This is a genomic window from Leifsonia sp. Soil_N53, assembly GCF_057655165.1.
Genome location: NZ_JBDGMM010000062.1, coordinates 36,027 through 60,030, shown reverse-complemented (window position 1 = coordinate 60,030; position 24,004 = coordinate 36,027). Strand labels below are relative to the sequence as shown.

General features: G+C 68.0%; 36 protein-coding genes. 3 read left to right on the top strand and 33 right to left on the bottom strand.

Annotation, left to right across the window (positions count from 1 at the left end):
- Positions 1 to 27 precede the first annotated feature (27 nt).
- Positions 28 to 669, bottom strand: a complete 642-nt coding sequence (locus tag AC3A3H_RS11615) for a TetR/AcrR family transcriptional regulator (protein ID WP_487614705.1) — start codon at positions 667 to 669, stop codon at positions 28 to 30.
- A 105-nt stretch (positions 670 to 774) separates the two neighbouring features.
- Here AC3A3H_RS11615 and AC3A3H_RS11610 point away from each other — a divergent pair, with 105 nt between their 5' ends.
- On the top strand, positions 775 to 1,683 hold the full coding sequence (locus AC3A3H_RS11610; protein ID WP_487614704.1) for a shikimate dehydrogenase: 909 nt from the start codon (positions 775 to 777) through the stop codon (positions 1,681 to 1,683).
- A complete protein-coding gene (locus tag AC3A3H_RS11605; RefSeq protein WP_487614703.1) occupies positions 1,683 to 3,467 on the top strand; it encodes a TIM barrel protein in 1,785 nt (594 codons plus the stop codon). The genes AC3A3H_RS11610 and AC3A3H_RS11605 overlap by 1 nt, the downstream gene beginning before the upstream one ends.
- 70 nt (positions 3,468 to 3,537) lie before the next feature.
- On the opposite strand, the gene rplQ is transcribed toward AC3A3H_RS11605, so the two are convergent.
- From rplQ to AC3A3H_RS11445, 32 genes are all read right to left on the bottom strand, one after another.
- The gene (rplQ, locus tag AC3A3H_RS11600) at positions 3,538 to 4,113 is read right to left on the bottom strand and encodes a 50S ribosomal protein L17 (protein WP_487614702.1); all 576 of its coding nucleotides are present in this window, start codon (positions 4,111 to 4,113) and stop codon (positions 3,538 to 3,540) included.
- A 49-nt stretch (positions 4,114 to 4,162) separates the two neighbouring features.
- On the bottom strand, positions 4,163 to 5,161 hold the full coding sequence (locus AC3A3H_RS11595; protein WP_345834060.1) for a DNA-directed RNA polymerase subunit alpha: 999 nt from the start codon (positions 5,159 to 5,161) through the stop codon (positions 4,163 to 4,165).
- Between the two features lie 118 nt (positions 5,162 to 5,279).
- Positions 5,280 to 5,678 carry a 30S ribosomal protein S11 gene (gene rpsK, locus AC3A3H_RS11590; RefSeq protein WP_018191944.1) on the bottom strand — a complete coding sequence of 133 codons (399 nt, stop codon included), beginning with the start codon at positions 5,676 to 5,678 and terminating at the stop codon, positions 5,280 to 5,282.
- Positions 5,679 to 5,707: 29 nt separating this feature from the next.
- Complete coding sequence (gene rpsM, locus AC3A3H_RS11585) at positions 5,708 to 6,082, bottom strand: 30S ribosomal protein S13 (protein ID WP_055914002.1); 375 nt, start codon at positions 6,080 to 6,082, stop codon at positions 5,708 to 5,710.
- A gap of 141 nt (positions 6,083 to 6,223) precedes the next feature.
- Positions 6,224 to 6,337, bottom strand: coding sequence for a 50S ribosomal protein L36 (gene rpmJ / locus AC3A3H_RS11580; protein WP_021759549.1), 114 nt, complete (start codon positions 6,335 to 6,337; stop codon positions 6,224 to 6,226).
- Between the two features lie 79 nt (positions 6,338 to 6,416).
- Positions 6,417 to 6,638, bottom strand: coding sequence for a translation initiation factor IF-1 (gene infA / locus AC3A3H_RS11575; protein WP_011186713.1), 222 nt, complete (start codon positions 6,636 to 6,638; stop codon positions 6,417 to 6,419).
- 177 nt (positions 6,639 to 6,815) lie between these two features.
- A complete protein-coding gene (map, locus tag AC3A3H_RS11570; RefSeq protein WP_487614701.1) occupies positions 6,816 to 7,646 on the bottom strand; it encodes a type I methionyl aminopeptidase in 831 nt (276 codons plus the stop codon).
- 7 nt (positions 7,647 to 7,653) lie between these two features.
- Positions 7,654 to 8,262: an adenylate kinase gene (locus tag AC3A3H_RS11565; RefSeq protein ID WP_487614700.1), complete on the bottom strand. Its 609-nt coding sequence runs from the start codon at positions 8,260 to 8,262 to the stop codon at positions 7,654 to 7,656.
- Entirely contained in the window at positions 8,259 to 9,581 is a 1,323-nt protein-coding gene (gene secY, locus AC3A3H_RS11560; protein ID WP_434318381.1) for a preprotein translocase subunit SecY, read from the bottom strand. Before secY ends, AC3A3H_RS11565 begins: the two co-directional genes overlap by 4 nt.
- Before the next feature lie 79 nt (positions 9,582 to 9,660).
- Positions 9,661 to 10,320 (bottom strand): 50S ribosomal protein L15, encoded by a 660-nt coding sequence (gene rplO, locus AC3A3H_RS11555; protein WP_487614699.1) that lies wholly within the window; start codon positions 10,318 to 10,320, stop codon positions 9,661 to 9,663.
- Positions 10,320 to 10,505, bottom strand: coding sequence for a 50S ribosomal protein L30 (gene rpmD, locus AC3A3H_RS11550; protein ID WP_185276507.1), 186 nt, complete (start codon positions 10,503 to 10,505; stop codon positions 10,320 to 10,322). The genes rplO and rpmD overlap by 1 nt, the downstream gene beginning before the upstream one ends.
- Positions 10,505 to 11,224: a 30S ribosomal protein S5 gene (gene rpsE / locus AC3A3H_RS11545; protein WP_487614698.1), complete on the bottom strand. Its 720-nt coding sequence runs from the start codon at positions 11,222 to 11,224 to the stop codon at positions 10,505 to 10,507. Before rpsE ends, rpmD begins: the two co-directional genes overlap by 1 nt.
- Complete coding sequence (rplR, locus tag AC3A3H_RS11540) at positions 11,221 to 11,592, bottom strand: 50S ribosomal protein L18 (RefSeq protein WP_487614697.1); 372 nt, start codon at positions 11,590 to 11,592, stop codon at positions 11,221 to 11,223. Before rplR ends, rpsE begins: the two co-directional genes overlap by 4 nt.
- Before the next feature lie 2 nt (positions 11,593 to 11,594).
- Positions 11,595 to 12,131 (bottom strand): 50S ribosomal protein L6, encoded by a 537-nt coding sequence (rplF, locus tag AC3A3H_RS11535; RefSeq protein WP_487614696.1) that lies wholly within the window; start codon positions 12,129 to 12,131, stop codon positions 11,595 to 11,597.
- 7 nt (positions 12,132 to 12,138) lie between these two features.
- Positions 12,139 to 12,537 carry a 30S ribosomal protein S8 gene (gene rpsH / locus AC3A3H_RS11530; protein ID WP_185276504.1) on the bottom strand — a complete coding sequence of 133 codons (399 nt, stop codon included), beginning with the start codon at positions 12,535 to 12,537 and terminating at the stop codon, positions 12,139 to 12,141.
- 112 nt (positions 12,538 to 12,649) lie between these two features.
- On the bottom strand, positions 12,650 to 13,237 hold the full coding sequence (gene rplE, locus AC3A3H_RS11525; RefSeq protein ID WP_487614695.1) for a 50S ribosomal protein L5: 588 nt from the start codon (positions 13,235 to 13,237) through the stop codon (positions 12,650 to 12,652).
- Complete coding sequence (gene rplX / locus AC3A3H_RS11520) at positions 13,237 to 13,596, bottom strand: 50S ribosomal protein L24 (protein WP_487614694.1); 360 nt, start codon at positions 13,594 to 13,596, stop codon at positions 13,237 to 13,239. Before rplX ends, rplE begins: the two co-directional genes overlap by 1 nt.
- Positions 13,597 to 13,599: 3 nt before the next feature.
- Positions 13,600 to 13,968 (bottom strand): 50S ribosomal protein L14, encoded by a 369-nt coding sequence (gene rplN / locus AC3A3H_RS11515; protein WP_018191958.1) that lies wholly within the window; start codon positions 13,966 to 13,968, stop codon positions 13,600 to 13,602.
- Positions 13,965 to 14,270: a 30S ribosomal protein S17 gene (gene rpsQ, locus AC3A3H_RS11510; protein ID WP_487614693.1), complete on the bottom strand. Its 306-nt coding sequence runs from the start codon at positions 14,268 to 14,270 to the stop codon at positions 13,965 to 13,967. Before rpsQ ends, rplN begins: the two co-directional genes overlap by 4 nt.
- Positions 14,270 to 14,602, bottom strand: a complete 333-nt coding sequence (gene rpmC, locus AC3A3H_RS11505; RefSeq protein WP_208041273.1) for a 50S ribosomal protein L29 — start codon at positions 14,600 to 14,602, stop codon at positions 14,270 to 14,272. Before rpmC ends, rpsQ begins: the two co-directional genes overlap by 1 nt.
- On the bottom strand, positions 14,602 to 15,021 hold the full coding sequence (gene rplP, locus AC3A3H_RS11500) for a 50S ribosomal protein L16 (RefSeq protein WP_055894786.1): 420 nt from the start codon (positions 15,019 to 15,021) through the stop codon (positions 14,602 to 14,604). Before rplP ends, rpmC begins: the two co-directional genes overlap by 1 nt.
- A gap of 2 nt (positions 15,022 to 15,023) precedes the next feature.
- Entirely contained in the window at positions 15,024 to 15,803 is a 780-nt protein-coding gene (gene rpsC / locus AC3A3H_RS11495) for a 30S ribosomal protein S3 (RefSeq protein ID WP_487614692.1), read from the bottom strand.
- Positions 15,803 to 16,195: a 50S ribosomal protein L22 gene (rplV, locus tag AC3A3H_RS11490; RefSeq protein WP_487614691.1), complete on the bottom strand. Its 393-nt coding sequence runs from the start codon at positions 16,193 to 16,195 to the stop codon at positions 15,803 to 15,805. The genes rpsC and rplV overlap by 1 nt, the downstream gene beginning before the upstream one ends.
- A gap of 24 nt (positions 16,196 to 16,219) precedes the next feature.
- A complete protein-coding gene (rpsS, locus tag AC3A3H_RS11485; protein ID WP_018191964.1) occupies positions 16,220 to 16,501 on the bottom strand; it encodes a 30S ribosomal protein S19 in 282 nt (93 codons plus the stop codon).
- 12 nt (positions 16,502 to 16,513) lie between these two features.
- Positions 16,514 to 17,353, bottom strand: coding sequence for a 50S ribosomal protein L2 (gene rplB, locus AC3A3H_RS11480; RefSeq protein ID WP_370054598.1), 840 nt, complete (start codon positions 17,351 to 17,353; stop codon positions 16,514 to 16,516).
- A 24-nt stretch (positions 17,354 to 17,377) separates the two neighbouring features.
- Positions 17,378 to 17,677, bottom strand: coding sequence for a 50S ribosomal protein L23 (gene rplW / locus AC3A3H_RS11475; RefSeq protein WP_382459492.1), 300 nt, complete (start codon positions 17,675 to 17,677; stop codon positions 17,378 to 17,380).
- Complete coding sequence (gene rplD, locus AC3A3H_RS11470; RefSeq protein WP_487614690.1) at positions 17,677 to 18,327, bottom strand: 50S ribosomal protein L4; 651 nt, start codon at positions 18,325 to 18,327, stop codon at positions 17,677 to 17,679. Before rplD ends, rplW begins: the two co-directional genes overlap by 1 nt.
- Positions 18,328 to 18,331: 4 nt before the next feature.
- On the bottom strand, positions 18,332 to 18,991 hold the full coding sequence (gene rplC, locus AC3A3H_RS11465) for a 50S ribosomal protein L3 (protein ID WP_055913953.1): 660 nt from the start codon (positions 18,989 to 18,991) through the stop codon (positions 18,332 to 18,334).
- Positions 18,992 to 19,005: 14 nt separating this feature from the next.
- Positions 19,006 to 19,314: a 30S ribosomal protein S10 gene (rpsJ, locus tag AC3A3H_RS11460; protein WP_005050520.1), complete on the bottom strand. Its 309-nt coding sequence runs from the start codon at positions 19,312 to 19,314 to the stop codon at positions 19,006 to 19,008.
- Positions 19,315 to 19,665: 351 nt separating this feature from the next.
- A complete protein-coding gene (locus AC3A3H_RS11455; RefSeq protein ID WP_487614689.1) occupies positions 19,666 to 20,745 on the bottom strand; it encodes a glycosyltransferase in 1,080 nt (359 codons plus the stop codon).
- Positions 20,742 to 21,662: a glycosyltransferase family 2 protein gene (locus tag AC3A3H_RS11450; protein ID WP_487614688.1), complete on the bottom strand. Its 921-nt coding sequence runs from the start codon at positions 21,660 to 21,662 to the stop codon at positions 20,742 to 20,744. Before AC3A3H_RS11450 ends, AC3A3H_RS11455 begins: the two co-directional genes overlap by 4 nt.
- Positions 21,659 to 22,660: a glycosyltransferase family 2 protein gene (locus AC3A3H_RS11445; RefSeq protein ID WP_487614687.1), complete on the bottom strand. Its 1,002-nt coding sequence runs from the start codon at positions 22,658 to 22,660 to the stop codon at positions 21,659 to 21,661. Before AC3A3H_RS11445 ends, AC3A3H_RS11450 begins: the two co-directional genes overlap by 4 nt.
- 216 nt (positions 22,661 to 22,876) lie before the next feature.
- Here AC3A3H_RS11445 and AC3A3H_RS11440 point away from each other — a divergent pair, with 216 nt between their 5' ends.
- A complete protein-coding gene (locus AC3A3H_RS11440) occupies positions 22,877 to 23,722 on the top strand; it encodes a hypothetical protein (RefSeq protein ID WP_487614686.1) in 846 nt (281 codons plus the stop codon).
- Positions 23,723 to 24,004: the final 282 nt, after the last annotated feature.

Below are 24,004 nucleotides of genomic sequence, written 5' to 3'. Positions count from 1 at the left end.
TCGATCCGCCGGGCGCGCCGGCACGGATCAACGGTCCGCGGTCAGGAGCGCGACGATCATGTCGCCGAGCATCCGCCGGTAGTGGCCGGCACGCGACTGGTTCAGCAGATCGCGGCCGAAGAGGTACCCGAACGTGTGGCGGTTGGCCACCGGGAAGACGCAGAAGGAGCTGATCGCCATGTGCACGTCGGTGGCGTCGAGGTCGTCGCGGAAGACGCCCGCGGCTCGGCCGCGGCGCAGCACCTCGTCGACGAGCTCCAGCGCCGGGAGCGCGAGGCTCTCCGGCTCCCCCACCTCGCGCAGGAACGCGGCGCGGTGGATGTTCTCGATCGCCACGAGCCGGACGAAGTCCTGCCGGCTGGTGTGGTGGTCGAAGGTGCGCTCGGCGATGGCCCGGATGGCCTCCACCGGCTCGAGGCCCGAGACGTCGAGCTCCTGCTCGTATCCGCGCATCTCGGCGTAGGCGGCCTCCAGCACGCTCACGTAGAGCTGCTCCTTGCCGCCGAAGTAGTAGTAGATCATGCGCTTGGTGGTGCTCATGCGGCGCGCGATCTCGTCCACGCGGGCGCCGGAGTAGCCGCGGTCGGCGAACTCCCGGGTCGCGACGGCGAGGATCTCGGCGCGGGTGCGCTCCGCGTCGCGGATCCGCTCGTGATCCAGCCGGGCCATCCCGCCTCCTCGCTAATGAACTATCTGGTACGTTAAGAAACCTCGCGGCGGTTGTCAAGCGGCACGGTCCGCGCGGTGTGGTCGAGCGGTGGTCGAGGAGGACGCATGAGCGTAGTCGGAGAGTCGTACCTGGTCGGGCTCCTGGGCGAGGGCGTGCTGCCTTCCCTCACGCCGCCGCTGCACGAGCGGGAGGCCGACGAGCTCGGGCTGCGCTACCTGTACCGGCCCGTCGACCTGCTCGCCGTGCGCGACGCCCGCCACGACCCCGGCGACGACCTCGACGCCACCCTCGGCCGGCTGCTCGGCGCCGCCGTGGACCTCGGGTTCAGCGCCCTCAACATCACCCACCCGGCCAAGCAGCGCATCCTCGACCACCTCGACGACGTGTCGCCCTCTGCGGCGGCGATCGGCTCGGTCAACACGGTGCTGCTGGCGGGCGGCCGGCGCGTCGGCCACAACACCGACGTCACCGGTTTCGCCTCGGCGCTCCGCGACGGGCTCCCCGGCGCAGACCTCGGCCATGTCGTCGTCATCGGCGCGGGCGGGGCCGGAGCCGCGGTCGCCGCCGCTCTGCTGGAGGCCGGCGCCGCCCGCCTCACGATCGCGGACCTCGACGCCGCCCGCGCCGGCGCACTGGCGTCCTCGCTCGCGCCGCGCTTCCCGGCGGCGTCGACCTCCGGGTGCTCGCCGGACGCCCTTCCCGCGCTGCTCCGCGACCAGGACGGCGCCGCCACCGGCCTGGTCAACGCCAGCTTCACGGGCATGTACACCCATCCGGGCATCCCGCTTGATCCCCGCCTGCTGCGGCCCGAGCTGTGGGTGGCGGACGTCGTCTACCGGCCGCTCGACACCGAGCTCATCCGTGCCGCGCGCGCCGCCGGCTGCCGCACCCTCGACGGCGGCGGCATGGCGATCGGCCAGGCGGCCGACGCGTTCCGCCTGATCACGGAGACGGAGCCGGACCGCGAGCGCATGCGCGCCCACTTCGCCGAGCTGATCCGGGGCGGCCGCTGATGCGCACCTCCATCGCGACCGTGTGCCTGTCGGGAACCCTCGCCGACAAGCTGCACGCCATCGCCGACGCCGGGTTCGACGCCGTCGAGATCTTCGAGCCGGACCTGATCGCCGCGCCGCAGTCGCCGGAAGAGGTGCGTGCACTGTGCGACCGGCTCGACCTGGAGATCGCGCTCTACCAGCCGTTCCGCGACGCGGAGGGCGTGACCGAGCCCGAGTTCGAGCAGGTGCTGCGCCGGGCCGAGGCGAAGTTCGCGCTCATGGACCGGCTCGGCGTCGAGACCGTCCTGGTCTGCAGCAACGTGGCCACGGCGACCATCGACGACGACGCGGTCTCGGCCGCGCAGCTCGCCCGCCTCGCCGACCGGGCGCAGTCGTTCGGCAAGCGGCTCGCGTTCGAAGCGCTGGCCTGGGGACGCTACGTCGACGACTACCGGCGTGCCTGGCGCATCGTGGAGCGCGCCGACCACCCCGCGCTCGGCGTGTGCCTGGACACCTTCCACATCCTGTCCCGGGGCCACGACCCCGCGGACATCGAACGCATCCCGGGCGACAGGATCTTCTTCGTCCAGCTGGCGGACGCTCCGCTGCTGTCGATGGACGTGCTCTCCTGGAGCCGCCATCACCGGCTGTTCCCCGGGGAGGGCGGCTTCGACCTCCCCGGGTTCGTCGGTCACACCATGCGTGCCGGTTACGCCGGGCCCCTGTCGCTGGAGGTGTTCAACGACGTGTTCCGGCAGACCGATCCCGCCCGCACCGCCCGGCACGCCCGGCGGTCGCTCACCGTCCTGGCGGACGCGCTCGCGACGGGACCCGTTCCGCCGGTCGTGGAACCCCGCGAGCTCGACCAGGTGGAGGTCAAGGCGCAGGACATCGACCTGGTCGCCGCCGTGCTCGAGCGGATCGGCTTCGCCGCCCGCGGCCGGCACGCCACCAAGCCGGCCTGGCTCTACGCGGCAGGCGAGGCGAGGATCGTCCTCAACGAGCACAACGCCGCCGGCCTGAGCCCGCACGTCGCCGGCTTCGGCATCCGCTCGGACCGGCCCGACGCGGCCGCCGCGCGCGCCGAACGACTCGGGGCGCAGCGTGCGCACCGCCGGGTGCTCGCCGGGGAGGCCGACCTCCCGGCCCTGCTCGCCCCCGACGGCACCGAGATCCTGATCAGCGGACCGCAGAGCGGGAGGACGTGGCCCGACGAGTTCTCCGGCGGCCGCGGCACAGCCGACCCCGCCATCCTCGGCCTCGACCACGTCAACCTGACCGAGCCGGCCGCGGACATCGAGGAGGCCGTGCTGTTCTACGGCACCGCGCTGGGGCTGACCCGCGAGTCGTCGGCCGAACTGGCCGGACCCGCCGGCCTTGTCCGCAGCCAGGTCCTGCGATCGAACGACGGCGCGGTGCGCCTGGCGCTGAACGTCGTCCCGCCGCTGGTCGAGCGCCAGACGACGGCGGCCCAGCCGCATGCGCAGCACGTCGCCATCGCGTGCGACGACCTCCACGCGCTGATCGGACGCGCGCGAGCCCGCGGCCTGCGCACCGTGCCGGTCTCGGCGAACTACTACGACGATCTGGCGGCCCGCTTCGACCTTCCGCCCGGCGAACTCGAGCGGCTCCGGCACTCCGGGCTGCTGTACGACCGCGACGCGACGGGCGATTACCTGCACTGCTACACCGAGACCGTCGGCGCGGTGTTCTTCGAGCTCGTGGAGCGACGCGGCCGCTACGACGGCTACGGCGCCGCCAACACCCCGGTGCGGCTCACCGCGCAGCACAGCGCCGCCTGACCGGCCCCCGGAACGGCGAAACGCCCCGCATCCGAGTGGATGCGGGGCGTTTCGACAGGATGCGGAAGGCTCAGGCCTTCTCGGCCTCCGCCTCGGCGGTGGTCTCCTCGGCGGCCTCGGCGTCGCCGGTGGCCTCCTCGACGACCTCGGCCTCAGCGGCGGCGGTCTCCTCGGACGTGGTGTCCTCGGTGGTCTCGGCCTCAGTGGTCTCTTCCTCGGCGGCGGGCTCCTCGACCGGAGCGACCTTCGGGGCGGCGGCCTTCTTGGTGGCCTTGGCCTTAGGGGCGACCGGCTCGAGCACCAGCTCGATCTGCGCCATGGGCGCGTTGTCGCCCTTGCGGTAGCCGAGCTTTGTGATGCGGGTGTAGCCGCCCTCACGCTCGGCGACCAGCGGCGCGATCTCGGTGAAGAGCTCGTGCACGACGGACTTGTCGCCGATGACCGCGAGAACGCGACGACGGGCGTGCAGGTCGCCGCGCTTCGCGAACGTGATCAGACGCTCGGCGTACGGACGCAGGCGCTTGGCCTTGGTCTCCGTCGTCTTGATGCTCTTGTGCGTGAACAGCGCAGCGGCCAGGTTGGCGAGCATGAGGCGCTCGTGCGCGGGACCGCCTCCGAGGCGGGGGCCCTTCGTGGGCTTAGGCATGATCGGTTATCTCCAGTAGTGAAAAGTCGAAGGCTTCGCTGACGCGGCCTCAGATGGTGGTGGACTCGTCCTCGTCGTACCCGCTGTAGAAGTGGGCGCCGTCGAACCCGGGGACCGAGTCCTTCAGCGACAGGCCCATCTCCGTCAGCTTGTCCTTGACCTCATCCACCGACTTCTGACCGAAGTTGCGGATGTTCATGAGCTGCGTCTCCGACAGCGAGACGAGCTCGCTGACCGTGTTGATGCCCTCGCGCTTGAGGCAGTTGTACGAGCGGACCGACAGATCGAGGTCCTCGATCGGCATCGACAGCTCGGAGCTGAGCACCTGGTCGACCGGCGCGGGGCCGATCTCGATGCCCTCGGCCGCGCTGTTGAGCTCGCGGGCGAGACCGAACAGCTCGGTCAGCGTGCGGCCGGCGGACGCGATGGCGTCGCGCGGGCTGATGGCCGGCTTCGTCTCGACGTCGACCACGAGGCGGTCGAAGTCGGTGCGCTCGCCGGCACGGGTGGCCTCGACGCGGTAGGTGACCTTGAGGACCGGGGAGTAGATCGAGTCGATCGGGATCTGGCCCGCCTCGCTGTACTCGTTGCGGTTCTGCTGGGCCGAGACGTAGCCGCGGCCGCGCTCGATGGTCAGCTCGACCTCGAACTTCGCCTTGTCGTTCAGCGTCGCGATGACCAGCTCGGGGTTGTGGATCTCCACGCCCGCCGGAGCCGAGATGTCGGCCGCGGTGACCTGGCCGGAGCCGGTCTTGCGGAGGTAGGCGGTGATCGGCTCGTCGTGCTCGCTGGAGACGACCAGGCCCTTGATGTTCAGGATGATCTCGGTGACATCCTCTTTCACACCCGGGACGGTGCTGAACTCGTGCAGCACGCCGTCGATGCGGATGCTAGTGACGGCCGCGCCCGGGATGGAGGAGAGCAGGGTGCGACGCAGCGAGTTGCCGAGGGTGTAGCCGAAGCCCGGCTCGAGCGGCTCGATGACGAACCGCGAGCGGAACTCGGAGATGTTCTCTTCAGTGAGCGTAGGACGCTGTGCAATGAGCACTATTGATTCCTTTCGGCTGAGTGTCCGCTATATGACACTCGCGTGAGTGAGGTGGGGTTCGTCACGCCGTCAGGCGGCGGCCCGGGAAGGACCGCCGCCTGGGCGGACGTGAAGAGAACTAGACGCGGCGACGCTTCGGCGGGCGGCAGCCGTTGTGCGCCTGCGGGGTGACGTCGTTGATCGAGCCCACCTCGAGGCCTGCGGCCTGGAGCGAGCGGATCGCGGTCTCGCGGCCGGAGCCCGGGCCCTTGACGAAGACGTCGACCTTCTTCATCCCGTGCTCCTGCGCCTGGCGGGCGGCCGACTCGGCTGCCAGCTGCGCGGCGAACGGGGTGGACTTGCGCGAGCCCTTGAAGCCAACTCCACCGGAAGACGCCCACGAGATGACCGCACCGGTGGTGTCGGTGATCGAGACGATGGTGTTGTTGAAGGTGCTCTTGATGTGGGCCTGGCCCACAGCGATGTTCTTCTTTTCCTTCTTGCGCGGCTTGCGAGCGGCCGACTTGGGTGCTGCCATTTTGTTTCTCCTTCAGTCCTGTTGTCGGCCTAGCGAGCCTTCTTCTTACCGGCGACCGTGCGCTTCGGTCCCTTGCGGGTGCGCGCGTTGGTCTTGGTTCGCTGGCCGCGGACCGGGAGGCCCTTGCGGTGGCGGATGCCCTCGTAGCTACCGATCTCGACCTTGCGGCGGATGTCGGCGGCGACCTCACGGCGGAGGTCACCCTCGACCTTGAAGTTGCCCTCGATGTAGTCGCGAAGTGCGACGAGCTGGTCGTCGGTCAGATCCTTGACGCGGATGTCGCCCGAGATCTCGGTCTCGCGAAGGGTCTGCAGCGCACGCGTGCGCCCGACGCCGTAGATGTAGGTGAGTGCGACCTCCACGCGCTTCTCGCGCGGGATGTCGACGCCTGCTAGACGTGCCATGGTGTGGCTTCTCCTGTGATGAGTGGAGGTCTTCAGCGGTCCCGGTGCCCCGGCCTCCTCCGAGGGTGTCCCCCGCATCCGCGCTAGACGGATGCGGGTTCTGGGATCGCTTCGTTATTCAATTGAGTCGTGCTGCCGCGATCAGCCCTGGCGCTGCTTGTGGCGCGGGTTCTCGCAGATGACCATGACCCGGCCGTTGCGACGGATGACCTTGCACTTGTCGCAGATCTTCTTGACGGAGGGTTTGACCTTCATTGTGCTGTTACCTTTGTTCGCTGTCCTCGTACCTCGCCAGGGGCTACCCGGTGGCGTGGCCGTTACTTACAGCAGTCCGTTACTTGTAGCGATAGACGATCCGGCCGCGGGTCAGATCGTAGGGGCTCAGCTCCACGATCACGCGGTCCTCGGGGAGGATGCGGATGTAGTGCTGGCGCATCTTGCCGGAGATGTGGGCAAGAACCTTGTGACCGTTGGTGAGCTCCACGCGGAACATCGCATTGGGGAGCGCCTCGATCACAGATCCTTCGATCTCGATGACACCGTCTTTTTTGGCCATAGCCTCTGTCGCTAGTAGTTGATGGATTGCTGGTCGTGCGATTGCACCGGTGAAAGGCATGCAGCAAGCACGCCTAAGACACCAAGGATCAATCTTATGGGATACCGGCGCATTTCGCCAATTCTGGGCTATCATCCGCGACCGCTGTCAGCGAACAGCCGCCGGGAGTCCGCGCGCTCACGGAATCGGCGTCGGGGTGATCCCGAACGGCGCGAGCCCGGCCGCTCCCCCGTCGGCCGCCGTCAGAACCCAGATGCCGTCGGCGTGCACCGCCACGCTGTGCTCCCAGTGTGCGGCGGCGGAGCCGTCTTCGGTGGCGACGGTCCAGCCGTCGTCCTTCACGTAGGTGTCCTGGTCCCCCAGCACCACCATCGGCTCGATCGCGACCACGAGCCCGGGGCGCACCTCCGGGCCCTTCGAGCGCACCCGGTAGTTGAACACCGGCGGCTCCTCGTGCATCCGGCGGCCGATGCCGTGGCCGATGTAGTCGGTGAGGATGCCATAGTCGCCCTGCGACATGATGTGATCTTCGATCGCCTCGCCCACCTCGTTGAGGTGCCGGGCGGTCGAGAGCCGCGCGATCCCGTGCCACAGGGACTGCTCGGTGACATCGGAGAGCTTCTGCCGCTCGGCCACCCGTTCCGGGTGCGCGGGGTCGGGCAGCACGAACGTGCGCGCTGCGTCGCCGTTCCAGCCCGACTGGATTGCGCCGCTGTCGACCGAGAGGATGTCGCCCGGCTGCAGGATGCGCGAGCCGGGGATGCCGTGCACGACCTCGTCGTTGACCGACGCGCAGATCGTGTGGTGGTAGCCGGCCTCCAGCTTGAAGTTGGACTTGCCGCCGGCCGCCTCGATCGCCGTCTCCGCGATCCGGTCGAGCTGGATCGTGGCGACCCCCGCGGCAACGGCGGCCGCGACGGCGTCGAGGGACGCCGCGGTCGCCTGCCCGGGCGCGACCATCAGTCGGAGCTGGGCGGGCGTCTTGTAGAACGACCGTCGGAAAGCCATGCGGGTGTTACGCGACCGGCTCGCCGGCGCCCTCCAGCGGCTGGATGCCGCGCTCCGCCAGAGCCGAGCGGATGCGCGAAGCGACGTCGTCCATCGCGCCGAGCCCGTCCACCTCGACGAGCAGACCGCGCTGGCGGTACACGTCGATCAGCGGGGACGTCTCACGCAGGTAGACCTCCTGGCGGTGCCGGATGGCGTCCTCGGAGTCGTCGGCGCGGCCCTGCTCCTGCGCGCGCTTGGTGAGGCGCGCGACGATCTCGTCCTGGTCTGCGACCAGCTGGATCACCGCGGCGAGCTCCTGGCCCTTGGAGGCCAGCAGGTCGTCGAGGTACGTCACCTGCTCCAGCGTGCGCGGGTAGCCGTCCAGGAGGAAGCCGTCCTGCGCGTCGTCCTCGGCCAGGCGGTCGGTGACGAGCTGGTTGGTGAGGCTGTCCGGAACGTAGTCGCCCGCGTCGACGATCGCCTTGACCTGCTGGCCGAGCGGGGTCTCGTTCTTGATGTTGGCCCGGAAGATGTCGCCCGTGGAGATGTCGGGGATCCCGTACGCACTCGTGATGCGGGAGGCCTGAGTGCCCTTGCCCGCTCCGGGAGGTCCGACGATCAACATACGGGTCAACGCAGAAGCCCTTCGTAGTGCCGCTGCTGGAGCTGGGAGTCGATCTGCTTGACCGTCTCGAGTCCCACACCGACGATGATGAGGATGGACGTGCCGCCGAACATGAAGTTCTGGCTGGCGCCGAGCAAGGCGAATGCGATGAGCGGGATCAGCGCGATGATACCGAGGTAGATCGAGCCGGGCAGCGTCACACGCGTCAGCACGTAGTCGAGGTACTCGGCGGTCGGGCGACCCGCACGGATACCGGGGATGAAGCCGCCGTACTTCTTCATGTTGTCGGCGACCTCCTCCGGGTTGAAGGTGATCGCGACGTAGAAGTACGTGAAGCCGACGATCAGGAGGAAGTACAGCAGCATGTAGAGCGGGTGGTCGCCCTTGGTCAGGTAGTTCGTGATCCACGTCACCCAGGGGGCCGGGGCCTTGCCCGCGGCGGGCTGGTTGAACTGGGCGATCAGGGCCGGCAGGTACAGCAGCGACGACGCGAAGATGACCGGCACGACACCCGCCATGTTCACCTTGATCGGGATGTACGTGTTGTTCCCGCCGTACGTGCGGCGGCCGACCATGCGTTTGGCGTACTGCACGGGGATGCGGCGTTGCGACTGCTCGACGAACACCACCGCGGCGACGATCAGGAGGCCGATCGCGATCACGACCAGCATGACCTCGATGCTCTGCGACTGGCCGATCGCCCACAGGGAGCTCGGGAACTGCGCGGCGATCGAGGTGAAGATCAGGAGGGACATGCCGTTGCCGATGCCGCGCTCGGTGACGAGCTCGCCCATCCACATGATGAGGCCGGTGCCGGCGGTCATCGTGACGACCATGAGCATGATGGCGTACCAGGAGTCGTCCGTGATCAGCTGCGTGCACTGCGAGACCGCCGTGGTGCCGAAGAGGGCGCCGGAACGGGCGACGGTGATGAGGGTCGTCGACTGGAGGACGCCCAGCGCGATCGTGAGATAGCGCGTGTACTGCGTGAGCTTCGCCTGGCCGGCCTGGCCCTCCTTGTAGAGGGTCTCGAAGCGCGGGATGACCACGCGGAGGAGCTGCACGATGATCGACGCGGTGATGTACGGCATGATGCCGAGCGCGAAGATCGAGAGTTTGAGGAGAGCGCCGCCCGAGAAGAGGTTGACCAGCGAGTAGAGCCCGGAGGTGTCCTGGTTGGCGTTCAGACAGGTCTGCACGTTGCCGAAGTCGACGAACGGCGCGGGGATGAACGAGCCCAGCCGGAACAGGGCGATGATCCCCAGCGTGAAGAAGATCTTCCGGCGGAGGTCCGGGGTGCGGAAGATCCGCGCGACGGCGCTAAACAAAAGTGCGTCCTGCTTTCCTGTAAGAGTCAGTCGGGTGACCGGAGTTTCCGGCCACCCGACTGCGCTGCTTTACGGGCGGCTACTTGACGGAGCCACCAGCGGCGACGATCTTCTGCTCCGCAGAGCCGGAGACCTTGTCGACCGCAACGTTCAGCTTAACCGCAATGTCCCCGTTACCGAGAACCTTGACCTTCTCGTTCTTGCGAACGGCGCCCTTGGCGACGAGGTCGGCGATGGTGACCTCACCTCCGGACGGGTACAGCTCGGCCAGCTTCTCGAGGTTGACCACCTGGTACTCGACGCGGAACGGGTTCTTGAACCCGCGCAGCTTCGGCGAACGCATGTGGAACGGGAGCTGACCGCCCTGGAAGCCCGGGCGGACCTGGTAGCGGGCCTTGGTGCCCTTCGTGCCACGGCCCGCGGTCTTGCCCTTGGAACCCTCACCGCGTCCGACGCGGGTCTTGTCCTTCTTGGCGCCCGCGGCGGGACGGAGGTGGTGCACCTTGAGGACCTGCTCGCGGGGCTCCGCGACGTCCTTCTTGGCCGAGGCCTTCTTCGCCGGGGCGGCGACGGTCTCGTCCTTGGTGGAGGCGGCGGCCTTGTCGGCAGCGGCCTTCGCCGGAGCCTTCTTGGCCGGAGCCTTCTCGGCGGCCGGCTTAGCGGCGGCAGCCTTGGTGGTGCTCTTCTTGGCGGCCGGCTTCTCGGCAGCGGCCTCAGTGGTCGGCTTGTCGTCAGCCATTAGTCGATCTCCTCAACCTTCACCAGGTGAGCGACGGTGTTGACGTACCCGCGGTTCTGCGGGGTGTCCTCGCGGACGGTGACGTCACCGATTCGCTTCAGTCCCAGACTGCGCAGCGTGTCGCGCTGGTACTGCTTCTCGCTCACTTTCGACTTGATCTGCGTGATCTTCAGGCGCGCGGCCATCAGGCACCTACCCTCTCTGCCTTCTTGGCGGCAGCAGCGGCCTCGGCCGCCTCGGCCTCGGCACGCAGCAGGCGCGCGGGCGCGACCTGGTCGTAGTCGAGACCACGGCGAGCTGCGACGGCACGGGGCTCCTCGAGCTGCTTCAGCGCCTCGACGGTCGCGTGCACGATGTTGATCGTGTTGGACGAGCCGAGCGACTTGCTCAGGACGTCGTGGATGCCGGCGCACTCCAGGACGGCGCGCACCGGGCCACCGGCGATGACACCGGTACCGGCGGCGGCCGGACGCAGGAGGACGACGCCGGCGGCGGCCTCACCCTGCACCGGGTGCGGGATGGTGACGCCGACGCGCGGGACGCGGAAGAAGTTCTTCTTCGCCTCCTCGACGCCCTTCGAGATCGCCAGCGGCACCTCGCGGGCCTTGCCGTAGCCGACGCCCACCAGGCCGTTGCCGTCGCCGACGACCACGAGGGCGGTGAAGCTGAAGCGACGACCACCCTTCACGACCTTGGAGACGCGGTTGATGGTGACGACGCGCTCCAGGAACTGGCTCTTGTCGGCGTCACGGCTGCCGCGATCGCGGTTGGGGTTGCGCTCCCGGCCACCGCGGCGCGGCTCGCGCTCGCGGTTGTTGTCGGTCGACGCAGCGGTCTCGACCGGCTGCGCGGTCTCCGTTACCTCAGCGGCCACGGTCTGCTCCTTGTTGTTCTCGTCGCTCACAGGTCCAGCCCACCTTCACGAGCGCCTTCGGCGACGGCCGCAACGCGACCGGCGTACTTGCTGCCGCCACGGTCGAAGACCACGGCCTCGACACCGGCGGTCTTCGCGCGCTCGGCCACGAGCTCGCCCACCTTGCGGGCCTTGGCGGTCTTGTCGCCGTCGAAGCCGCGCAGGTCGGCCTCCATGGTCGACGCGGAGGCCAGCGTGTGACCCTTGGCGTCGTCGATGACCTGCACGAAGACGTGACGGGCCGAACGGGTGACGACCAGGCGCGGACGCACCTCGGTGCCCACGATCTTCTTGCGAAGGCGGGTGTGACGACGGTCGCGCGCGGCCGCCTTGCTCTTTCCTCTGGTACCCAGAGCCATGATTACTTACCAGCCTTTCCGGCCTTGCGACGAACGGCCTCGCCGGCGTAACGCACACCCTTGCCCTTGTACGGCTCGGGCTTGCGGATCTTGCGGATGTTCGCGGCGACCTCGCCGACGGCCTGCTTGTCGATCCCGCTCACGGTGAGCTTGTTGTTGCCCTCGACCGTGAAGGTGATGCCGGCCGGCGGCTCGACGTTGACCGGGTGCGAGAAGCCGAGCGCGAACTCGACGCCCGCACCCTTCTGCGCCACGCGGTAACCGGTGCCGACGATCTCCAGGCCCTTCGAGTAGCCCTGGGTGACGCCGATGATGTTGTTGTTGATGAGCGTGCGGGTGAGGCCGTGCAGCGAGCGCGACGCGCGCTCGTCGTCCGGACGGGTGACCAGGACCTGGCCCTCCTCCAGCTTCGCCTCGATCGGGCTCGCGACGGTGAGCGTGAGCTCGCCCTTCGGGCCCTTGACAGTGACGGTCTGGCCGTCGATCTTCACATCGACCCCAGCGGGGACGTCGATGGGCAGTCTTCCAATACGCGACATGGCAGGGTCACCACACGTAGGCGAGGACTTCCCCACCCACGCCCTTCTTCTCAGCCTGGCGGTCCGTGAGGAGCCCCGAGGAGGTGGACAGGATGGCGACACCGAGGCCGCCGAGGACCTTGGGGAGCTCCGTGGACTTCGCGTAGACGCGGAGGCCGGGCTTGGAGACGCGCTTGATGCCTGCGATGGAACGCTCACGGTTCGGACCGAACTTGAGGTTGAGCGTCAGGGTCTGGCCGACACGGGCGTCGGAGACCTCCCAGCCGGAGATGTAGCCCTCGGTGGTGAGGATCTCGGCGATGTGGGCCTTGAGCTTGGAGTGCGGCATCGACACGGTGTCGTGGTGCGCCGAGTTCGCGTTGCGCAGTCTGGTCAGCATGTCTGCGACCGGATCTGTCATCGTCATTGCGGTTTTTCCTTCGTTCACCAGGTTTCGTGCAGCCGTTACACGACTGACGACCTGTGGTGGAGGTGGGCCGGCCGGGTGGCCGGCCCACAAAGAGACAAGACTACTAGAGTCAGTTGCTCGCCTCGTTCGAACGGAACGGGAAGCCGAGCTGCTTGAGCAGCGCGCGGCCCTCGTCGTCGTTCTTGGCGGTGGTCACGACCGTGATGTCCATACCGCGGACACGGTCGATCCGGTCCTGGTTGATCTCGTGGAACATCGACTGCTCCGTGAGACCGAACGTGTAGTTGCCGTTTCCGTCGAACTGCTTGTCGCTCAGGCCGCGGAAGTCCCGGATACGGGGCAGCGCGAGCGAGAGCAGACGGTCGAGGAACTCCCACATGCGGTCGCCGCGCAGCGTGACGTGCGCGCCGATCGGCTGGCCCTCGCGCAGCTTGAACTGCGCGATGGACTTGCGGGCCTTGGTGACCTGCGGCTTCTGGCCGGTGATCAGGGTGAGATCGTTGATCGCACCGTCGATCACCTTGCCGTCACGAGCAGCCTCGCCGACGCCCATGTTCACCACGATCTTCACGAGGCCGGGCACCTGGTGCACGTTCGTGAAGCCGAAGTCGCCCTTGAGCTGAGCGGAGATCTCGGTCTTGTACTTCTGCTTCAGGCGAGGCTGGATTTTGCCAGCACTCGTTGCAGTGTCCGTCATTACAGGTCCTTACCAGACTTCTTGGCGTAACGAACGCGGACCGTCTTGGTGACGCCGTCCTTCGTAACGGTCTCGTTGCGGAAGCCGACGCGGGTCGGCTTCTTGGTCTCGGGGTCGACGAGCGCCACGTTGGAGACGTGGATCGAGGCCTCGTGGGTCTCGATGCCGCCGGTCTTCGTGCCACGCTGCGTCTGGCCGACGCGCACGTGCTTGGTCACGAAGTTGACACCCTCGACGATCACGCGGTTCTTCTCGACGAGGACCTCGATGACGCGACCCTGCTTGCCACGGTCGCCACCGCGCTCCTGCGAGCGGCCGGTGATGACCTGGACCAGGTCGCCCTTCTTGATGTTCGCCATGGGTTACAGCACCTCCGGGGCCAGCGAGATGATCTTCATGAACTTCTTGTCGCGAAGCTCACGGCCGACCGGGCCGAAGATGCGGGTGCCGCGGGGGTCACCGTCGTTCTTCAGGATCACGGCGGCGTTCTCGTCGAACTTGATGTAGGAGCCGTCCGGGCGGCGGGTGTTCTTCCGCACGCGCACGACGACGGCCTTGACGACATCGCCCTTCTTGACGTTGCCGCCGGGGATCGCGTCCTTGACCGTGGCGACGATGACGTCACCCAGGCCGGCGTAGCGACGGCTGGAGCCGCCGAGGACGCGAATGGCGAGAAGCTCCTTGGCGCCGGTGTTGTCGGCGACCTTGAGTCGGGATTCCTGCTGAATCACTTGGCCTTCTCCAGAATCTCAACCAGGCGCCACCGCTTGGAGGCGCTCAGCGGACGGGTCTCGTTGATGAGAACGAGGTCGCCGATGCCGGCGGCGTTGTTCTCGTCGTGCGCCTTCACCTTGGAGGTGCGGCGGAGGACCTTGCCGTACAGGGGGTGCTTCACGCGGTCCTCGACCTCGACGACGATGGTCTTGTCCATCTTGTCGCTGACGACGTACCCGCGACGGGCCTTGCGGTATCCACGGACGAGGGCCTCGTCGGCCGCCGACTCCGCGGCCGCAGCCTTGGTGGTCTCAGCCATTACTTGGCCTCCTCAGTCTCGGTCTCGGCGACCTCGGGGGCCTCAGCGGCCTCCTTCTTCGCCTTGCTCTTCTTCTCTGCCTTGGCGGGCGCCACCTCGGCCGGGGCCGGGGTCGCCCGGATCCCGAGCTCGCGCTCGCGGATCACGGTGTAGATACGAGCGATGTCGCGCTTGACCGCACGCAGGCGGCCGTGGCTCTCGAGCTGACCGGTGGCCGACTGGAAGCGCAGGTTGAACAGCTCTTCCTTGGCCTTCTTCAGCTCGTCGATCAGACGCTCGTCTTCAAAAGTGTCGAGCTCGCTGGGAGCGAGCTCCTTGGTGCCGATCGCCATTACGCGTCGCCCTCCTCGCGCTTGATGATGCGTGCCTTGAGGGGCAGCTTGTGGATTGCACGGGTCATGGCCTCACGAGCGAGTTCCTCGGAGACGCCGGAGACCTCGAAGAGGACCCGACCCGGCTTGACGTTCGCGACCCACCACTCGGGGGAACCCTTACCGGAACCCATTCGGGTCTCGGCCGGCTTCTTCGTGAGCGGACGGTCCGGGTAGATGTTGATCCACACCTTGCCGCCACGCTTGATGTGACGCGTCATGGCGATACGAGCGGACTCGATCTGACGGTTGGTCACATAAGCGGGGGTCAGGGCCTGGATGCCGAACTCGCCGAAGGAGACCTTCGTGCCACCGGTCGCCTGGCCGCTACGGCCGGGGTGGTGCTGCTTGCGGTGCTTGACTCTGCGTGGGATCAACATGGTTATGCCTCAACTCCTGCTGCGGCCGGCGCTGCCTCGGCGGCGGGTGCGTTGCCCCGGCCACCGCCGCGACGCGGACCACGGTCGCGGTCGTTGCGCTCGCGCGACGGCTTCTGGTTGGCCTGCTCGCGGGCAAGCTCCTTGTTCGTGATGTCGCCCTTGTAGATCCACACCTTGACACCGATGCGACCGAAGGTGGTCTTGGCCTCGTAGAAGCCGTAGTCGATGTTCGCGCGGAGCGTGTGCAGCGGCACACGGCCCTCACGGTAGAACTCCGAGCGGCTCATCTCGGCGCCGCCGAGGCGGCCCGACACCTGGATGCGGACACCCTTGGCGCCGGCGCGCTGAGCGCCCTGCAGGCCCTTGCGCATCGCGCGGCGGAAGGCCACGCGGGCGGCGAGCTGCTCGGCGATGCCCTGGGCGACGAGCTGGGCGTCGGCCTCGGGGTTCTTGACCTCGAGGATGTTCAGCTGGATCTGCTTGCCCGAGAGCTTCTCGAGGTCGGCGCGGATGCGCTCGGCCTCGGCGCCACGACGACCGATCACGATGCCCGGACGGGCGGTGTGGATGTCGACGCGGACGCGGTCGCGGGTGCGCTCGATCTCGATGCGGGACACGCCGGCACGGTCGAGCGAGGTCTTCAGCAGCGTGCGGATCTTGACGTCCTCAGCGAGGTAGTCGCTGTAACGCTGACCCTTCTTCGTGCTGTCGGAGAACCAGCGCGACACGTGGTCGGTGGTGATTCCCAGACGGAAGCCGTACGGGTTGACTTTCTGACCCATTAGTTGCTCGCCTTCTTCGTAGCCTTGGCGTCCTGAACCTCATCGGGCGTCGCGAGGACGATCGTGATGTGGCTGGTGCGCTTGTTGATGCGGAAGGCACGGCCCTGCGCACGCGGCTGGAACCGCTTGAGCGTGGTGCCTTCGTCCACGAAGGCCTTGCTCACGTAGAGGTCCTGCTCGTCCAGGTAGGTGTTGCTCTGGTCGGCCTTGACGCGCGCGTTGGCGATCGCCGAGGCGACGAGCTTGTAGACCGGCTCGCTCGCGCTCTGCGGGGCGAACTTCAGGATGGCCAGGGCCTCCTGGGCCTGCTTGCCGCGGATCAGGTTGACGACGCGGCGGGCCTTCATGGGGGTGACGCGGATGTGACGCACGCGTGCGATCGACTCCACCATTTCTCTCCTCCTTACGCCACCGCGTTAGCGGCGGCGACCCTTCTTGTCGTCCTTCACGTGACCACGGAAGGTACGGGTGGGCGCGAACTCGCCCAGCTTGTGACCGACCATGGTCTCGGTGACGAACACCGGGATGTGCTTGCGACCGTCGTGCACCGCGATGGTGTGACCCAGCATGGCCGGGACGATCATCGAGCGGCGCGACCAGGTCTTGATCACGTTCTTGCTGTTTGCCTCGTTCGCGGCGACCACCTTGCGAAACAGGTGCTCGTCGACGAAGGGGCCCTTCTTGAGACTGCGTGGCATCTTCTCGAACTCCTACTTACGCTTCTTGCCGGCGTTACGACGGCGGACGATGAGCTTGTCGCTTTCCTTGTTGGGGTGGCGCGTGCGGCCTTCCTTCTGACCCCACGGGCTGACCGGGTGGCGACCACCGGAGGTCTTGCCCTCACCACCACCGTGCGGGTGGTCGATCGGGTTCATCGCGACACCGCGGACGGTCGGGCGGACGCCCTTCCAGCGCATGCGGCCGGCCTTGCCCCAGTTGATGTTCGACTGCTCGGCATTGCCGACCTCGCCGATCGTGGCGCGGCAGCGCACGTCGACGTTGCGGACCTCGCCCGAGGGCAGGCGCAGCTGGGCGTAGGGGCCGTCCTTCGCGACGAGACGCACCGAGGCGCCGGCGGAGCGGGCCATCTTGGCGCCGCCGCCCGGCTTCAGCTCGATGGCGTGAATCACGGTACCGGTCGGGATGTTGCGCAGCGGCAGGTTGTTGCCCGGCTTGATGTCCGAGCCGGCGCCCGACTCGACCACGTCGCCCTGCTTCAGCCCGGCCGGAGCCAGGATGTAGCGCTTGGTGCCGTCCACGAAGTGGAGCAGCGCGATGCGCGCGGTGCGGTTGGGGTCGTACTCGATGTGCGCGACCTTCGCGTTGACGCCGTCCTTGTCGTTGCGACGGAAGTCGATCACGCGGTACTGGCGCTTGTGGCCACCACCGATGTGACGGGTCGTGATGCGGCCCTGGTTGTTGCGGCCACCGGTCTTCGACAGCGGACGGAGAAGGGACTTCTCCGGCGTCGAGCGGGTGATCTCGGCGAAGTCGGCGACCGAGGAGCCGCGACGACCGGGGGTCGTGGGCTTGTAGTTACGAATTGCCATGTCTGTCTTCCTCTAGTCCTTCGCTCAGCCGACGGCCGTGAAGATGTCGATGGAACCGGACTTCAGCGTGACGATCGCACGCTTGGTGTCCTTGCGCTTGCCGGTGCCGAACTTGGTGCGGCGGGTCTTGCCCTGACGGTTCAGGGTGTTGATCGACGCGACCTCGACCTTGAAGATCGACTCGATGGCGAGCTTGATCTCGGTCTTGTTCGAACGCGGGTCGACGATGAAGGTGTACTTGCCTTCGTCGATCAGGCCGTAGCTCTTCTCGGAGACGACCGGGGCGATGATGATGTCGCGCGGGTCCTTGTTGACGGCGGCCATTACGCGTTCACCTCTTCCTTCTTGCTCTTGGACGAGATGAAGCCCTCGAGCGCGGCCTGCGAGAAGACGATGTCGTCGCTCACCAGGACGTCGTAGGCGTTCAGCTGGTCGTAGGTCAGCACGTGCACGGACGGGACGTTGCGCACGCTCTTGAAAGCGAGCTCGTCGTCGCGCTCCAGCACCACGAGGACGTGGCGGGAGGTCGCGACGCCGTTGAGCAGCTCCACGACGGCCTTGGTCGAGGGGACCTCGCCGGTCGTGAACGCCTGCACGGCGTGGATGCGGCTGCCGCGGGCGCGGTCCGAGAGGGCGCCGAGCAGAGCAGCGGCGATCATCTTCTTCGGGGTGCGCTGCGAGTAGTCGCGCGGGTTCGGTCCGTGGACGACGCCACCACCGGTCATCTGAGGAGCGCGGATCGAGCCCTGACGAGCGCGACCGGTGCCCTTCTGCTTGAACGGCTTGCGGCCGGCGCCGGAGACCTCGCCACGACCCTTGGTCTTGTGGGTGCCCTGGCGCGCCGCGGCGAGCTGAGCGGTCACGACCTGGTGGATCAGCGGGATGTTGGTCTGAACGTCGAACAGGGAGTCCGGAAGCTCGATGGAGCCGGCCTTCTTGCCCTTGAGGTCGACGACGTCAATCGAGGTAGCCATGTGCTTAGGCCCCCTTCACTGCGTTGCGGACGAAAACGATGCGGCCACGAGCGCCGGGGACGGCGCCCTTGACGAGCAGCAGGCCCTTCTCGGCGTCGACGGCCTGGACCTTGAGGTTCAGGACGGTCACGCGCTCGCCACCCATACGACCGGCCATGCGCATGCCCTTGAAGACACGGCTCGGGGTCGAGGAGGCGCCGATGGAGCCCGGCTTGCGGTGGTTGCGGTGCGCACCGTGCGAAGCGGAGACGCCCTTGAAGTTGTGGCGCTTCATGACACCGGCGAAGCCCTTGCCCTTGGAGGTGCCCACGACGTCGACCAGCTGGCCGGCCTCGAAGGTGGCGTCCACGGTGAGCTCCTGGCCGGCCGAGTACTCGGCGGCGTCGGCGGTGCGGACCTCGGTGAGGTGACGGCGCGGCGTGACGCCCGCCTTGTCGAAGTGGCCGGCGGCCGGCTTGTTCACCTTGCGCGGGTCGATCTGGCCGTAGGCGATCTGGACGGCGTTGTAGCCGTCGACCTCGGGGGTGCGGACCTGGGTCACGACGTTCGGCGTGATCTCGATGACGGTCACGGGGATGAGCTTGTTGTTCTCGTCCCAGACCTGGGTCATGCCGAGCTTCTTGCCGAGGAGTCCCTTGGAGGTCTTGGTGTCGATGTTGGACATAGCGGCACTCCCCCTTAGAGCTTGATCTCGATGTTGACGTCGGCGGGCAGGTCGAGACGCATGAGCGAGTCGACGGCCTTCGGCGTCGGGTCGATGATGTCGATCAGCCGCTTGTGCGTGCGCATCTCGAAGTGCTCACGGCTGTCCTTGTACTTGTGGGGCGAACGGATGACGCACACCACGTTCTTCTCGGTGGGAAGCGGCACCGGGCCGACGACGGTCGCGCCTGCACGGGTCACCGTGTCGACGATCTTGCGCGCCGAGGTGTCGATGACCTCGTGGTCATACGACTTAAGCCGAATGCGGATCTTCTGTCCCGCCATGTCTGACTCTCTCTCTTGTTATGGCGTCGTACGAGACGGTTCTTACGAACCGCGCTCGCATTGGACGCAGTGCGACGTACGCGTGGGAAACGCCACTATTCTTCTGTCAACTCACCGCCTGCTCCGAGGCACAGAGAAATCCCCGTGTTTTCGAAGGTGTCGATTGTGAGCGTGTCCTGCTGCCTGCGGCCTAACCTCTGACCGCGGGCCCGAAGGCTCCCGTGGCGGGCTATGCACTGCCTGGCAGTGATCCGTCCGGAGCGCACGTCAGCACGCTCGTTCCGAAATGTTGAACCACACAAGTTTGCCAGATCCGGAGCGATGCTGCAACCCGGGCGTGTCGCGGGTGGTTCAGCGGCGACGCGCGGCCAGCAATTCTTCGACGCGACGGCCGAAAACGTCGAACTCGGACGCGACGTACGCTTCGAGGGCGGCGGCCGTGTCCGCCTCCGCGCCCGCCCGTCGTACGGACAGTGCGACGAGGGCCTCCGCAAGCGCTGCGACGAGTTGCTCCTCGTCGCTCCCGTCGACCTGCACCAGCTGCTCACCGCACGGGCCGGCGATCTCGGCGAGCGCAGGAGAGGCACGCGTGACGACCGCTTTGCCTGAAGCGAGTCCCTGCCAGACCTTGTTGGCGATGACGCTTCTCGCCTTGTCCGAGTCGCCGAAGATGCCGAGCACGATATCGGCGTCGGCGAGGTGGCCGGCGAGCATCTCCTCGGGCACCGGGTCCACGAACCGGCACACCCCGTCGATCCCGAGCGCGCTGGACAGCGCTTCGATCTCCGCGCGCGGTGCTCCGTCTCCGATGAGTGTGACCGTCAGGTCGACGGATCGCGTCGCACACGCGATGGCCCGCAGAGCGATGGGCAGGCCGTGCAGCGGGATGTAGTTGCCGTAGTAGAGCATACGGACCGGCCCTGTGTGCGGTCCACCACTCGCAACCGGCCTGGCCCACGCCGGCGCTCCGACGGGCAGTGAGATGACCTGCGTGCCCGGGTGAGCCTCCGCGAGCGCCCGCGCCCGCACGCGGGTGTCGATGAGCACGAGATCGGCCAGGCGGTGGGCCAGTCTGTCGACTAGTGCGTACCAGCCGGCTCGCAGTGTCCCGGGGCGCGCCTTCTTCCAGTCCTCGACCATGGTCTCGTACTGCCCGACGAAACCGTCCACCACGAACACGCCGCGGTTGAGCCGCGCGACGGCCCAGAGCACGACGGCGTACGGGAGGGAGAACTCGGCGAGGATGTAGAGCTGCTTCCCATGGAGGCCGAAGAGCAGGGACCCGATGTCATGCGGGATGCGGCGCACGCGAGAGCCCTCCCAGCGCCGGTTGACCGTGACCTCCGCGTCGAACCTGTCGCGCAGGTAGGCCCGAATCCGGGCGTTGCGTGGATAGGACGTGTCCCACACACGGCCGTAGCCGACCTTCACGGGCGAACCTCCGTCCCGCGCAGCCGGTTGCGCGCCGCGCGCATCGTCGTCACGCCGAAGTAGGCCCAGGCCCCGTAGCCGGGCCTGCCCTGGCGCAGGGCCGCTCGCAGGCAGGCGAGAAGGCCCTCCCCGCTGGCCGCTCGGCCGGCACGATCGGCGGGGTAGGTCAGGAAGAAGTCTCCCCGGATCCGGGCGGGATGCTCGGCCAGATGACGCTCGCCCCAGTCCAGGCTGGAGCGCCAGTCCGGAGCCGTGGTCAGCGAGTCCGAATGGCTGACCGGGCGCACCACGAGCGGCTCCGGCAGGCAGAGCATCCGCGTACCCTGGTTCCGTTCGAGCCGGATCAGCCACTCCCAATCCTGATGGAGTCGTACAGTCGTGTCCCACGGCTCGCGCAGGGCCAGCTCACGCGGGAAGAGCATCGTCGAGGAGGCGAACTGCGGGGAGACCGAATGAAGCCGGGGACGCGCCAGCAGGTACGCCGCGATGCTCGGCACCTCCGTCACGGGCTCGGTCGGCACGATGCGCGTGGTCTTCGTGACGGTGTCGAATTCGGCGATCGAGCACGTCAGCACCCAGTTGTCGCCCGCGACCCCGCGCTCGCGCAGGGCGGCGACCTGATCAGCCAGTTTGTCCGGCGCCCAGGTGTCGTCGTCGTCCAGCAGGGCTACCAGTTCGTGCCGGGCGGCTCTGATGCCCGCCATGCGCGCGCCGTTGCCCCGGTCGACCGGGTCCGACCGGACGACGCGGACGCGCGGATCGGCGAACTGCGGGTCGGGGCCGGCGCCGTTCACCGCGACGACCACGTCCACGTCCACTCCGCGCTGGGAGAGGGCGGAGTCCACGGCCTCCTGGAGCGCGTCCCGCGTGTTCATGGTCGGGATGACGACCGAGACCGCGGCGGCGGGTGCTGTCATCGGCGGAGCCTCCTGAGCAGGTCGTGGACCACCAGCGCTGGCCTGAGCAGGAGTGGATACAGACGGCCGGTCAGCAGGATGACCCTCCCGTGCGCCGCCGCGGCCCGGCTGTGCCGCGCGCAGGACGAGAGGTCGAGCTCGCGGAGCTCCGCCCGGGCGAGGCGCACGCCCTCACGGACAGCGTCGGGCGCGGCCTTCCTGCGCACGGGGACGAACGCGACGGCGATGGCATAGAACCACAGCCGGAAGAAGGAGATGGTGCCGGCGTCGACGCCCGTGCGCCCGGCCGCGTCCACAGCGGCGTCACGCGCTGCCGCGTAGCGCGAGAATTCGGGCCGGCGATCGCGGCTGATCGAGCCCGGCCTCTCGACGTAGGTGTACACGAGCGCCGGGGAGAGTGCGACGCGTGTGCTGCGCGAGATCGCGCCGACGACGCCGAGAAAGTCCTCCTGCGGGTATTCGCTCCCGAAGGGCTCGTCGCCGAGGACCGAGCGATGGAACAGCTTGCTCCAGAGGAAGCCCTGCACCTGGCCTTCGAGCACGCGTGCGAGCGCCTCGCGACGTCCGATGACCCGAGTCTCGTCGACACCGTCTGCCCACCGCTCCGCGCCGTCGGCGGAGCGGAACCGGGCCCGCGCGAACACGAGCTCAGGCTGCGCCTCCCGTATCGCGTAGGCGAATGCGGCCAGCGCGTCGGGTGCAGGCTCGTCGTCGTCGTCGACGAACCACACGTAGTCCCCGCTCACGTGCGCCATGGCCGCGTTGCGAGCCCGGGCCGGTCCGCGGTTCTCCGGCAGCGCGATCACCGTGCTGCGCGAGCGCGGCGCGCTCCACTCCCGCAGGGTCTCTGCCGTCCCGTCGTTCGAAGCGTCGTCGACCAGGATGAGCTGCGCCGCCGACTCGAAGCGTGCCAGCCACTCGAGGGTGCGCTCGATCGCCGCACCGGCGTTGTGGAAGCAGACGACGATGCTGATCGAGTACTGCGGCCAGTCAGACATGGTAAGACACACATACTACAGCTTGTTCCATATGGATTCCTGTGAAGTGGTCCGTCCCCAATCAGCGCTCGCCCTCGACTTCTCCACAGATTCCGCCAGCGCAGGACAGCTCGGGCTCAGGCTTCCAAGCTGGATGACATGACAGCGATCCACAACACCTCCCGCGCCGCCCACGTGCGCGACGTTCACCTCCGCGCGGTCGAGCCGACCCGTCACGTGACGCCCGAGCAGCTTCGCCGCCGTCGCACGCGCGCCGATCAGTTCGAACGCCTGCGCATGTTCGCGGCGACCCGGGCGCGGCCGCCCGTCTTCGCCTACTGGTCGGCGGCGCTCATCCATGGACTTCCGCTGCTCGAGCCGCCGCCAGGCACGATCCACGTCGTGGCAGCAGGTCGAACCGAGGGGGCCGCCTCCGGTGTCGTGACGCACGCGCGCGACCAGCCATCGTGCGCTGTCGTGAAGCAGGGCCTGCGCGCGACGAGTGTCGCAAAGACGGTGGCCGACCTCGCGGGTCGCACCTCGTTCCTCCAGGGTGTGGCGCTCGCCGACGCCGCTCTGTCCACCGGCACCTGGGGCGAACGCACTCCCCTCGCCACCCGTCAGGACCTGGAGGAGGCCGCGTCAGCGGTGCGCGATCCGCATGAGCGTCGGCGGGCGGTCGCGTCGGTGCGCTTCGCCGATGGGCGAGCCGAGTCAGCACTGGAGTCCGTGAGCCGGGCGACGATCGCGCTGGCGGGCGCACCTCCTCCCGCGCTCCAACTGGCGGTGCCGGCACTCTTCGGGCCATCGGCACGGCTGGACTTCGCCTGGCCGGAGCTCGGAGTCGCCGGAGAAGCGGACGGCGCGGCGAAGCTGCATCATCCGGCGTTCCGGCGCGGTCGGGATGCCTGGGGGCTGCTCGCCGAACGCGCAGCTCGCGAGCGCAGAGTCGAAGCCGCCGGATGGCGATTCGTGCGCTGGCAGTGGGCTACCGGCCGTCGGGTGGACAAGATGAGCGAGCTCCTCGTTCGCCACGGGATACCGCTCGATCGGGCGGGGAGGATCGCGGCGCTCGGGTTGTGATGCGCCGGGCCATCGGGCGGTCCCCGGGTCGAAGCGCTGCCGGACATGGAAGCGGGGCCGGCACGTCGTGTCGACCCCGTCCGGGCGATGCCTCGCGCCATCGTCCTGTTGGTTCCAGACCGCCTAAGCGGTGTCCGAACTCTTCGTCCGTGCTCCGGTCAGCGGCTTGGTCTGGTTTGCGAGGTCCATGCTCACCATAGGCGGTCTCCCTTCGTCGACGGACCCGTTCGGTTGAAACGGTGCGTCAATTGTGCGCCCGACTCGGCGTGAGGTAAACCCCCG